Source organism: Alphaproteobacteria bacterium (assembly GCA_017308135.1).
Classification (GTDB): Bacteria; Pseudomonadota; Alphaproteobacteria; order CACIAM-22H2; family CACIAM-22H2; genus Tagaea.
This window is the reverse complement of record JAFKFM010000008.1, coordinates 549,206-561,395: the sequence shown is the minus strand read 5'-3', so window position 1 is coordinate 561,395 and position 12,190 is coordinate 549,206. Positions and strand designations below refer to the sequence as shown.

Below are 12,190 nucleotides of genomic sequence, written 5' to 3'. Positions count from 1 at the left end.
TGCTAGCGCGACGTGCCGGAAATGCGTTCGATCAGTTCGCGATACGCGTTCCCGAGATGCTGACGGCTGACCTCCTGCGCGGCTTCGCGGGAATGGCGGGCGAAGGCGTCGATGATCCGATGATGCTCGTCGATCATGTCGTCCATCCGGCTGGGACCGTAGCCGAAACGCGCGCGCAACGCGCGGATCAGCGTGTGGTGGCGGCGCAAGATCTGCAACGCCTCGCGGTTGGGACGGATGTTGAGCGCAACGCCGTGAAATTCGATGTTGCGCTGGATGACGGCGTCGCGCGTGCCGCGCGCGGCGGCGTCCTCGAAATCCGCCTGGATTTGGCGCATCCGCGACACGTCTTCGTCGGAGGCGATCGCCGCGCGTTCGCCTTCGAGATAGGGGATCAAGCCGAGACGGATCTCGTAGATTTCTTCGATGAAGGCCGGCGTGATGGTGCGCACGACCGCGCCGCGCTTGGGCTGCAGGATGACGATGCCTTCGGCGGAGAGTGCCAGCAGCGCTTCGCGGATCGGCGCGAGGCTCAACTTGTAGCGATCGGCCAGATCGTTCGTCATCAACCTTTCGCCGTCGGCGAAGCGACCGTCGATGATGTCGCGCCGGATCGCGTCGGCGGCGAGCGTGTAGCTCGGCGCGCCGATCGCGGAACGATCGGTCTCCTCGGCGAAAATATCGGGCCAAGCGCGCGCTTGGCTTTGCGTATTGCTTTCGACGTTCATGGTTCCATCGCCGTCGCTCGAAGCCGGTGCGGGACGAAGTGCCGCAACTCGAAAAATTTTACACGCTGGCGCGCGTCAAATCACGCGCGAAATCGACCGCGCCAAACGATTCCGATCGCGCATGCATCACGAGAACCAAACACGGTCCCCGGAGTGACACGACATGGCCGACACGCTTGTATCTGGCATTGAGTACGACGTCGATCCGGCGTGGGGACGCGCGGAAGCGATCGACTGGGCGACCGGCCATCTCGCGCAAATCGTGGGCACGGCGCGGCGCACCGCCAGCGCGCGCACGCGCATCGTCGTCACGAAGCGCGCCGGCGGCGCGGCGGATTCGTTCACGATTAAACCGATCGCGGGCGGACTTCAGATATTCGCGGGCGACATGCGCGGCGCCGTTTACGCGCTGACCGAACTCGCCGAGCGCGCGCGTCTGGCCACAGACGACGGCGATCCGCTCGCGTTGGTCTCGGAGGTTTCGGAAGCGCCGTCGACGCGCGTGCGCAGCGTGTGCCGCTTCTTCTGTTCGGAGGAGGAGGACAAGCGCTGGTTCTACGACGAGCAGATGTGGCGCGATTACCTGACGATGCTCGCGAGCAATCGCTTCACGCGCTTCTCGATCGGTTTCGGACTTCAATATAACTACCCGTACTACAACCGCCTCATCGAGGACGTGTATTTCTACTTCGCCTATCCGTTCCTCGTCGACGTGCCGGGCTATGACGTGCGCGTCCACGGTCTGTCGGCCGAAGAACGGCAACGCAATCTGGGCATGCTGCGCTTCATCGGCCGCGAGGCGGCGCGGCGCGGGCTCGAATTCCAGGTCGCGCTCTGGACGCATGGCTACGACTTCCACGACGTGCCGCGCGCGAATTATCAGATCACCGGCATCGATCGGAGCAATCAGGCCGAATACGTCCGCGATGCGCTCGGGACGTTGATGCGGCAAGTGCCCGAGATCACCGGCCTGACGATCCGCGTCCATGTCGAAGGCGGCGTCCCGGAAGGCAGCTATCCGTTCTGGGAGACGGTGTTCTCCTCGCTCAAGGATATCGGCCGGCCGATCGCGCTCGACGTTCACGCCAAGGGCACCGATCGCCGCATCATGGAGATCGCCCTATCGACCGGGCACAAGATGACGATGTCGCCCAAGTTCATGGCCGAGCATACGGGTTTGCCCTATCACCAATCCGCCGTGCGCCGGCGCGAGATGCCGTCCGACGAAGCCGTCGGGCAGATATTCAAGCTTAGCGAAGGTTCGCGTCGCTTCCTGCGCTATGGCTATGGCGATCTGCTGGCGAGCGATCGCGATTACGATGTGCTCGTGCGCGTCTGGCCGGGCACGCAGCGCGTGTTGCTGTCGGGCGACCCGGCCTTCGCGGCCGCCTATGCGCGCGCGGCACGGTTCTGTGGCGCATCGGGCATGGAATTCTGCGAGCCCTTGTCCTTCAAGGGCCGGATGGGGTCGGGGCGTTTGGGCGAACGCTTCTGCTACGAGCCCGAAGAGCTACGCGGCCGCTACGATTGGTCGAAATTCGAATACGGCTATTTGCTGCAAGGCCGGTTCGCCTACTCGACCGACGCGCCGCGCGAAAGCTGGCTGCGGTTTTTGCGTGCGACGGCGGGCGATGCCGCCGAAGCGTGCGAGAAGGCACTCGCGCATGCCAGCCGCGTGTTACCGCTGGTCACGCTCGCGCACGGCGTTTCGGCTTGCAATAACACCTATTGGCCGGAGATCTACGACAACATGTCGCTGGTCTATCCGCCGACGACCTATCCCTACGGCTACGATTCGGATTCCTCGACGCGTTTCGGCGACGTGCCGACTTTCGATCCGCAGCTTTTCGCCAATCCGCGCGATACGGTCGCGGCGCTGTGGAACGGCACGCCGATCGAGAAATACACGGCGCTCGACGTCGCGGTGTGGCTCGACGCACTCGCCGATGAATGCGAGGCCGCATTGCGCGCGGTGCGGGCTTGCGCGGATGCTTATCGTCCCGCGACGCGTCGCTATGTCGTCGATGCGCAGATCCAGGCATCGCTCGCGCGCTTTTTCGCCGCGCGATTCCGCTCGGCCTGCGCGCACGAACTCTATCTGATCGCGGGCGGGCGCGCGGCTTACGACGCGGCGATGAACGATTACGTCCGCGCACGTGACGCGTGGGTCGCGATCGTCAATGCGGCCGACGGCGTCTATCAGACCGATCTCTCCTACGGGCCGCAGCCGTGGTTGCGTGGTGCTTGGCGCGACCGACTCGCCGGCATCGATCGCGACATCCAGGATTTCGAGTTCTGGTACATCAACGATCGCGATCGCCCGATCGTCGAGCAGGCAAAAGTCGCGGCGCGGCTGGCGGCGATGCGAAACTGGCGAGCGCGGCCGAGTGCGGCGCTTTCCGGCACGTATCCGCAGCGTTACGCGCGCGGCAAAGCGCTGACGATCGCCGTTCGCAATCCCGTGAAAGATTCGGCGGCGATATTGTATTTCCGCCATGTTCATCAGGGCGAAATCTGGTCGAAGACCATGATGTCGGCCGACGGCCAAGGCTTCACGGCAACGCTGCCGGCGGCGTTCACGGAATCGAACTATCCGATCCAGTTCTATGTGGTGTTCGACAGCGGGGAAGGGCCGATCTTCGCCCCGGGCCTCGGCGCCGACCTCGCCGGGCAGCCCTATGTCGTCATCCATCCGGACGATGCGAAGTTCGTCTAGATACGAGTTCGCTGGGATTCGCCGGCGTGGGTCGAATACGGTGCGTTGTTCCGCTCGGCCGATGCCAAAATTATACTAATATGTGAAAACACTCCCGCAAAAGTTGGCGTGCCATCGGCGATGAAGGTGAGAACTACTGGGCGATCGCGGTAACAAGATAGGCGGAGATGGTCAGGTCAGGTGCAAATAGCGGTTGAAACTTCATTCGGCGCATATTCCATAGCTGTCTTTTGACGAAATCCGATGCCGGTGGGAAGCTGACGTCGTCTGATATTCATCGGTATTGATACAATGTTGCGTCGATCGATCGCGGCTCGGATCGTGTTTGTGGTCGCGGCTCTGTGCTTGGCGACGGGGCTTGCCGTCGCCGCTTTGTCGGCCCTTCAGACCTATCGCCAACTCGTCCGAGCGGCGGAAAGCAAAGTCGAGGATATCCGCAACGTCGTCGCCGCCGGTATCGAAAGCAGCATCACGCAAAACGTCGCGGTGCTGCGCACGCTGGTTTTGAATCCGGCTTTGCGGTCCTCGTTCGGCGATATGGCGGCGGCCTTTGGCGAGTTGAGCCCCGAGGCGCGCAAGGCGCTGGTCGCACGTTTTGCGTCTGACGACGCTACGCCGGCGGCGCTGCGCGGTACGATCGAACTCGCGGGTGATGGATCGCGCTACGATTCCTTCCATCGCGCCTATCATCGCTCGTGGTTGCGTTGGATCCAGGAAAACGACGTTCCCGACCTGCTATTCGTCGATCGGCGCGGCGACGTCTTCTACACGGTCCGCAAGCGGAGCGACTTCGGCAGCAATCTGCTCGACGGCGATCCGGCCGCATTGGCTGTGCGCGTATTCATCGACACGATGGCCAAGAATCCGCCCTCCGCGCCAGCTTTCTCTGATATCGGATTCTACAAGCCGGCCGGGGACGAGCCGACCGGTTTTCTGGCCATGTCAGTGCTCGACGGCGCGGGTGCTGTGATCGGCGCTGTTCTGATGGCGTTACCCGACACGAATTTCCGGGACGTGGTGCGCGGCGCGCCGGATCTTGGGCATACGGGCGAAATCGTGATCGTCGGATCCGACTTCATCGCCCGCAACGCCGCGCGATTTTCGTCGGCCGGGCCGCTCGTGCTACGCGTCGAAACCGAAGGCGTGCGGCGCGCGCTGGCGGGTGAAACCGCCACGGTTCACTATAGGGACTATCGCGGAATTACGGCGATCAGCGCGATCAAGCCGCTGGACATCTACGGGGTGCATTGGGCGATCACCGCGAAGACCGATCTCGCCGAAGTCCAAACGGCGATCTACGAGGAACTGACCTTCAATTTCGTCGTCGCGGGGATATTGTGCCTGGTGCTGGCGGCCTTCGCGGGCCTGTTCGCGCGCAGCATCGGCGCGCCGATCGTGGCGTTGACCGGCACGCTGGCGCGCCTCTCGACGGGCAATCACACGATCGACGTGCCGCACACCGAACGCCTCGACGAGATCGGGCGCCTCGCCGCCGGTATGGTCACGTTCCGCGAAACGCTGCTCGAAGCCGATCAACTGAACGCGAAACTCAAGGAAGGCGAAGCGCGGCTCGCGGGCTTGCTGGATAGCGGCCCGGCCGGCGCCGTCGTCGTCGCTCTCGACGATCGCAGCGTGTTGTTCGCCAGCGAGCGCGCGGCGGCGTTGCTGGATACGACGAAACGCGACCTCGCCAGCGCGCCGCTCGCGCTGCGCCGGGAGGACGGCGGCGAGATCCTCGACGAATTGTTGGGCAGCCTCAAACGCAGGTCCATCGTGACCGCGCAGGAATTCCGCATCGATGCGGGCCCCGCGAATTCACCGATTATGTCGATTTCGGCGGAGCGGATCGAATATCACGAGCGGCCTTGTGCGCTGCTTTGGCTGCTCGACGTAACCCAGCAGCGCGAGTCTGAGGAGCGTGTGCGGCGCGAACGCGTGCGCACCGAAGCGTTGCTCGAAGGCACGCCCGACGCGATGCTGATCGTCGATCGGACGAGCGTCATCCGTTTCGTCAATCGCCAGGCGGAAACGCTGTTCGGCTGGCGGCGCGACGAGATGCTCGGCAAGCCGATCGAAATTCTTCTTCCCGCGCGGTTCCACGGCAAGCATGTCGGGATGCGCGACGGCTACGCGAAAAACCCGACCAGCCGCGCGATGGGGACGGGGCAGGATCTGATCGGCATCGATCGCAAGGGCCGCGAGTTTCCGGTCGAAGTCTCGCTCAACCCCATTCCCGGCGAAGACGTTATCGCCGCCTCGGTGCGTGACATTTCCGCGCGCAAGACGGCCGAGATCGAACTCCAGAAGGCCAAGGATGCGGCCGAGGAAGCGACCAAGGCGAAGTCGCACTTCTTGGCGACGATGAGCCACGAAATCCGCACGCCGATGAACGGCGTGATGTCGATGGCCGAAATGCTCGACCAGACCGAGCTCAGCGCCGATCAGCGCGAAATGTCGAAGGTCATTCGCGGCTCGGCCGAAGCGCTGATGACGATCCTCAATGACATTCTCGACTTCTCGAAGATCGAAGCCGGGCGCTTGGAATTCGAACGCCTGCCGCTGGATATCGGCGACGTGGTGGAGGAAGCGGCTGAATTGATCGCGTCGCGCGCGGACGAGAAAGGGCTCGATCTGATCGTCGAAGTCGATCCGAGTATGCCCGCGCGGATCGCGGGCGACCCGACGCGCTTGCGCCAGATCGTGCTCAATTATCTTTCCAACGCGGTCAAGTTCACCGACGAAGGCGCCATCGTCGCACGCGTGAAGTTCGAACAGGTGCGCCAGGGCGATCGCGACGAAAGCGTGTTGATCGAGATCCGCGATACCGGCATCGGCATGACGCAAGCGCAGACCGAGAAATTATTCCAGGCCTTCACGCAGGCGGATTCCTCGACTTCGCGCAAATTCGGCGGCACGGGGCTAGGCCTGTCGATCACCCAGCGTCTGGCGCAATTGATGGGCGGGGATGTCGGCGTGCGCTCGACGCCGGGCGAAGGTTCGACCTTCTGGGTGCGCCTGCCGGCCGAGGTGGTGGAACGCGCGCCTTCGCGTCCGGCCGTGGATATTTCCGACGCCAAAGTCGTCGCGATCGGATTCAAAGGGATCGCCCGCGATGCGTTGGACGCGATCCTCGGCGCCGCCGCGATCAAACCGATTTTGCGCGACCATGTGGAGGAGGGCGACATTCCCGCCGGCTCCGTCCCGGTGTTGATGTTGCGCGGTACGTCGAGCGAGGCGATCGCCGTCTCGAAGCGCCTGATCGAAGCGTTTCCGGGAGCCCGCGCGATCCTGGCGGCACCGCGTTCGCTGGCATCGACGTTGAAGGCGGCGCCGGAATCCGGCGCGTTCGACGCGATCACCATGCCGCTGCGCCGTCAGCGCGTGTGGCTGGCGATCGCCGCCGCCCTCGACCGCGCTTCGCTCGCCGACGCGCAGAGCGCCGTTTCGTCCGCGGCCGCCGAACGCTTCGTGCCGCCGTCGCTTGAGGCGGCGCGCGCGGCCAATGCCGCGGTCCTCGTCGCCGAAGACAACAAGACCAACCAGTACGTCATCAAGCGCGTGCTCGACCGCGCCGGCTTCGCGTCCCGTTTCGTCTTCAATGGCAAGGAGGCGCTACAGGCGCTGCGCGAGGAGCCGGGCTACGGCGTGCTGCTCACCGACTATCACATGCCGGAGATGGACGGGCTCGAGCTTGCCAAAACCATCCGCGCCGCCGAAGCGCGCGATGGCGCGCCGCGCCTGCCGATCGTCGTGCTGACCGCCGATGCGTTGCCTGAAACCGGCCGTCTGGTGACGGCGGCGGGGGCGGACGGCTATCTCACCAAGCCGATGCGCTACGACGTGGTGCGCCACGAGTTGGAGCGTCGATTGCCGGCCGCCCTGGCGTTGCGGCGCAGCAGCGCCAATCCCGTGCCGACCAGCGAACCGCCGCTGATCGACCGGAACGTCCTCGTCGATCAGCTCGGCAGCGACGATGATTCGACCATCCATGCGGCATTGCGTTTCTTTGCCGAAACGGCGATGCAAGGTCCGGACGATCTGGATGCGGCACTGGCCGCAGGCGACGCTGCCAAGGCGCGCGAAGCCGCGCACGCGATGAAGGGCACGACCGCCTCCGTCGGTGCCGCTTGGCTTTCCGATCTGTGCAGGGAAGCCGAAACCGCGGCACGCGACGGCGATCTTCCGCGCGTCGGCGCATTCGCCGCACGCATCCGCACGGGTTTCGCCAAGCTCGGCGCCTATATCGACAAGCTTCCGAACTGAAAGATATTCGACATGTCCGTCATTCCCGATCGCCCGCTCTACGAAATCAAAGTCATGGTCGTCGACGATCAGAAATTCATTCGCGGCATGATCTCGCAAGGCCTGAAGGCGTTCGGCGCCACGACGGTCGAAGCGTCCGACGGGTTCGAAGCCTTGACGATCCTGGGGCTGGGCGATGCGATGTCGGGCAGCACGATCGAAACCTTGAAACGCCAGCGGCCGGACCTGTTCCAAGGCGGTCCACATGTCAGCCAGAAGATCGACTGCGTCGTCAGCGATATACGCATGCTGCCGATGAACGGGCTGGAAATGCTGAAGGCGATCCGCGCGGGTATGACGGTGGCGCCGCGCGACCTGCCTGTCGTCATCATGTCGGCACATTCCGACGAAGCGCTGATCGGCGCCGCCGTCGCGTTGGACGCGCAAGGCTTCGCCTCGAAACCGGTCAGTCAGAAGGCCGTGGCCGACCGCGTCTTGCGGGGGCTCCAGATGCCGTTGCAGTTGAAGCCGGCGGACATCTACAAAATGCTGGTGATCCCCGAACTTGACGCTTCGACGATCGAAACCGACGTGGGCAAGCTCGCCGAAAGCGTCGTCGCGGTGATTCGGGCCGGGGACGTGGCGATCGCATCGGGTCAGCAAAGCATCTCGCTGGCCTGGGAAGAAATCCGGGTCGGCGACATGCTGGCCGAGAACATGACGACGAAAAGCGGACGCCTGATCGCGCCATCCGGCACGCGCGTGACGGAAGTGCTGATCGCAGCCTTGCGCGATCTATCGCATGTCACGGAATTGATGCCGAAGGTCGGAGTCCGCCGCAAAGTCATTTGACCGTTGCGAACGGCGCCGAAAGCTTCGCGTGGCGTGCCGTAGGCGATGAAGATGAGAACTATTGGCGTCGGATAGTGAAGAGGCCAAATGAAGTGAATTCAAATATTTAAGCGGTGGAAAGCATGCTTTGTGATTATGGTAAGACCAGCGTCGTTGCCGAAGCCGGCGCTTCCACGCGGACCCAGACGCCGTTTCTAATTTGCTGATCGCGTACATAGCTGGGGGACTGGGCGCGACGCGACGCGTCACGGGATTTGAATCCTACCGCTCTGACCAAGAAAGAAGCCTGCCCTGGGAAACCAGCGGCGGGCTTCGGCGTTAAAGGTCTTGCCGCGCGACAAAGCAGCTGACTCTTAATCAGCGGGTCGTAGGTTCGAGCCCTACATCGCCCACCATCGGCCCAGATGAAACAAAGGCCCCGGTTTCCGACCGGGGCCTTTTTCGTCGAATGCCCGCGACGAAAAATCACCATATCTCCGTCAAAAGTCGATTCTTGGGCGGATTCCGTTTCTCGTGAAGTTTCTTCGTGGCCGGTTATCATGCCAAAACGAAGATGCTTGCTTGGGACACTGGCGAAGGACTTCGGCGCGCTTGCGGCTGTCGCTCAGGATTTGACGGCGCCGGCGGTCAGCCCTTGGACGAAATAGCGCTGCAATGCGCCGAAGACGATCACGGCGGGCAACGAGGCGAGGATCGACGCGGCCATGGCACCCGCCCAGTCCTGTTGCATTTCGCCGAAGAAGGCGAGCAACAAGCCCGGCCCGATCGTGCGCGAATCGTCGCGGGTGATCAGCGTGAGCGAATAGAGCAGATCGTTCCATGCCCACATGAACGAGTAGATCCCGACCGCGATCAAAGCGGGGCCCGACAATGGCAGAATAACCTTGGTGAGGATGCGCAGCTCGCCCGCACCGTCGATACGCGCGGCCTCGAGCAGTTCGTTCGGCAGGCGCATGAAGAAGGAATAGAGGATATAGATCGCCGCCGGCAGCGCGAACACGATATAGGCGATGGTCAATCCCGCGAGCGTGTTGAGCAAGTTCAGCGTCTGCAACAGCGAATAAATGCTGATCAGGATCACGGCGAAGGGGAACATCTGCGCCGAGATCATCAGATACATCAGCGATTTGCGCCCCCGGAACTTGTACTTCGCGAAGCCATAGGCGGCGAGCGAGGCGAGGGTGGTGGTCAGCAGCGCGGATCCGCCGGCGGTCAACAGGCTGTTGACGAGGTAGAGCGGCAGATCCGATTGCCCCCAAGCGCGGCGGAAATTGTCGAGTGTGGGCGCGTAGGGGAAGATCGTCGGAAATTGCGCGAACACTTCGCCTTGGGGGCGAAACGACGTCGCCACCATCCAATAGACGGGGAAGAACAGGAAGAAGAGCAGCAATCCGAACAGCACGATGCGCAGGAAGACCGCACCGGGTGCGCGCGCGGTGAGAACGACGGGCGCCATCAATCGTTGTCCTTCAGCAGCATGCGTAGATAGACGAGCGCCACGCCCGCGATCGTCGCGAACCAGACGAGACCGACGGCGGCGGCCATGCCGAGATTCCATTGTTCGAACGCGCGGCGATAGACCTCGATCGACAGCACGGTCGTGGCGCGCACGGGGCCGCCGGCCGTCATCGCGTAGATCACGTCGAAGACCTGAAGATTGCCCATCGCTTGCAGCACGAGCACGATGCCAAGCGTGCGCGAAATATGCGGCAGCACGACGTAACGCAGGACCGCGCCGTCGCCGGCCCCGTCCAAGCGCGCGGCTTCGACTTGTTCCATCGGCAGCGATTGCAGCGCCGCCAGCACGAACAGCATGACGATCGGCGTGCTGAGCCAAGCCTTGGCGAGGATGACGGCGGCGAGCGCGCCGTTCGACGTCGACAGCCAAAAGAATGGCTGGTTGATCGTGCCGAGCGTCAGCAGCGCGGCGTTGATCACGCCGTATTGGCCGTGGAACATCCAGGCCCACAGGAACGCCGTCACGGTGCTGGGCAACACCCACGGCAGCAGCGACGCGGCGCGCACGATGTTGCGGCCGCGGAACGGCTCGTTCAGGAACAGCGCGTAGGCGGTTCCAAGAACGGCCGTCAATCCGGTCGTGACGACGACGTAGAGCACCGTCGTGCGCCACGACTGCCAGAAGGTCGTTTCGCGCCACAATGCTTCGAGATTGCGCGTGCCGACGAAGGTCGGCACGGCGGAATCGATCCGGTACTCGTGCAGCGCGAAATAGACCGACGCCAGGAAGGGGCCGAGAATAAGAACGAAGAAGCCCGCGAGCGCGGGCACGGTGAGGCCTAAGCCGAACCATGCCTGCGCTCGCGCGGCACCCATCTTGTGCGCGATCGATGCCATCGGTCCCTTCAGGTCTTGGGGCCGATTTCGGTGAGACGCTTGGCCATCGAGGACACCGCGTCGGACGCGGTCTTCTGGCCGAGCATCGCGGCGACGACTTCCTCGCCGATCACGTCGCGCAACTGCGGCCCGTTCGAGAATTGCGCGATCTCGTCGGGGCGCGCGAATTTCGACAGCGCGATCCAATCGGTGACGTAGCTGTCCGAGGCGAGCGTGTCGAGCGCCGCTTTGGTCGCCGGGAACACGCCGGCCGTCTTGAAATAGGCGAGCTGGGTTTCGGTCTTCGACAGGTGCGCGACGAACTTGCCGACAGCGCCGTCGGCCGTGGGCTTGGCGTTGCCGTAATCCGGGAAGGCGAGCAGATGCGCCCACTGGATCGACACCGGATCGTCGCCCTTGCGCAGCACGGGCGTGGCCATCGGCGCGATGTTGCGGTCGTAGGCTTCGCCCTGGCCCGATTGCGCGCGCGCGAAGGCGCGGGCGAGCGGCGGGTCGGGATAGAACGCGACCAATTCCTGCGCGAACAGGCGGCGGAAGTCGAAGCGGTCGTTGCCGGGAACGATCAGGCCTTCCTTGGTCATCGTAGCAAGCAGTTCCAGCGCCTGGCGCGCGGCCGGGCTGTCGATCGTCACCTTGCCGCTTTCGTCGAAGAACTTGGCGCCGAACTGCCAGAAGAACAGCTGCGTTTCGAGTTGGGTCAGCGACGCATTCTTGGTCGTGATGCCGAGCGGGCTGGAATTGGGCTTCGCCTTCTTGATCTTTCGCATCGCGTCGAGCAATTCGTCCATCGTCTCGGGCTTGCGCACGCCCGTTTCGGCCAGCAGCTTGTTGTTGACGACGAAACCGGTCGAGCCGGTGACCCACGGCAGGCCGTAACGGCCGCCGCGCACGCGCGCCATCGCGACCGCGTTGGGATGGTAGGTGCGATCGACGAAATCGGCGCCGAAGATTTTGTCGACGTCGATCATGCCGCCGGCGGCGACGAAGGTCGCGAGCCAGCGTTCCTGCATCTGGATCACGTCGGTTCGCTGACTGGAGCGCTTGCGCAGGAAGACCGTCGTTTCCATCTGACCGAACGGCACGCCGACGGTTTCGAAGCGGATATTGGGATTGGCGGTCTTGAAGTCGCCGAACACGCCGTCCAGGAACGGCTTGCTGCCGGCTTCGGTATGGCTCCAGCCGAGATAGGTGAGGCTGTCGGCGCTTTGCGCGCGCGCGAGCGACGGTACGGCGAGGGCTGCACCGGCGGCCGCCAGGGCTTGGCGGCGGGAAAGACGAATGGTCATGGGTTCCTCCG

At 63.7% G+C, this 12,190-nt stretch carries 7 protein-coding genes; 3 read left to right on the top strand and 4 right to left on the bottom strand.

All coding sequences use genetic code 11. The features are described from left to right. Nucleotides 1-2: 2 nt before the first annotated feature. Nucleotides 3-728 (bottom strand): GntR family transcriptional regulator, encoded by a 726-nt coding sequence (locus J0H39_10975; protein ID MBN9497264.1) that lies wholly within the window; start codon nt 726-728, stop codon nt 3-5. A 163-nt stretch (nt 729-891) separates the two neighbouring features. Between J0H39_10975 and J0H39_10970 the strand changes: the two genes are divergently transcribed. The 3 genes from J0H39_10970 to J0H39_10960 all read left to right on the top strand — a co-directional run bounded on the left by J0H39_10970 (nt 892) and on the right by J0H39_10960 (nt 8,538). Next, on the top strand, nt 892-3,444 hold the full coding sequence (locus tag J0H39_10970; GenBank protein MBN9497263.1) for a hypothetical protein: 2,553 nt from the start codon (nt 892-894) through the stop codon (nt 3,442-3,444). A 291-nt stretch (nt 3,445-3,735) separates the two neighbouring features. After that, nucleotides 3,736-7,707, top strand: a complete 3,972-nt coding sequence (locus J0H39_10965; GenBank protein MBN9497262.1) for a PAS domain S-box protein — start codon at nt 3,736-3,738, stop codon at nt 7,705-7,707. Nucleotides 7,708-7,719: 12 nt separating this feature from the next. After that, complete coding sequence (locus tag J0H39_10960; GenBank protein ID MBN9497261.1) at nt 7,720-8,538, top strand: response regulator; 819 nt, start codon at nt 7,720-7,722, stop codon at nt 8,536-8,538. A 604-nt stretch (nt 8,539-9,142) separates the two neighbouring features. Here the strand turns inward: J0H39_10960 and J0H39_10955 are convergent. The 3 genes from J0H39_10955 to J0H39_10945 are packed head-to-tail and all read right to left on the bottom strand — an operon-like array spanning nt 9,143 to nt 12,179. Further along, nucleotides 9,143-9,994, bottom strand: coding sequence for a carbohydrate ABC transporter permease (locus J0H39_10955; GenBank protein ID MBN9497260.1), 852 nt, complete (start codon nt 9,992-9,994; stop codon nt 9,143-9,145). Then, entirely contained in the window at nt 9,994-10,893 is a 900-nt protein-coding gene (locus tag J0H39_10950; GenBank protein MBN9497259.1) for a sugar ABC transporter permease, read from the bottom strand. The genes J0H39_10955 and J0H39_10950 overlap by 1 nt, the downstream gene beginning before the upstream one ends. Before the next feature lie 8 nt (nt 10,894-10,901). After that, a complete protein-coding gene (locus J0H39_10945) occupies nt 10,902-12,179 on the bottom strand; it encodes an extracellular solute-binding protein (GenBank protein ID MBN9497258.1) in 1,278 nt (425 codons plus the stop codon). Nucleotides 12,180-12,190 lie beyond the last annotated feature (11 nt).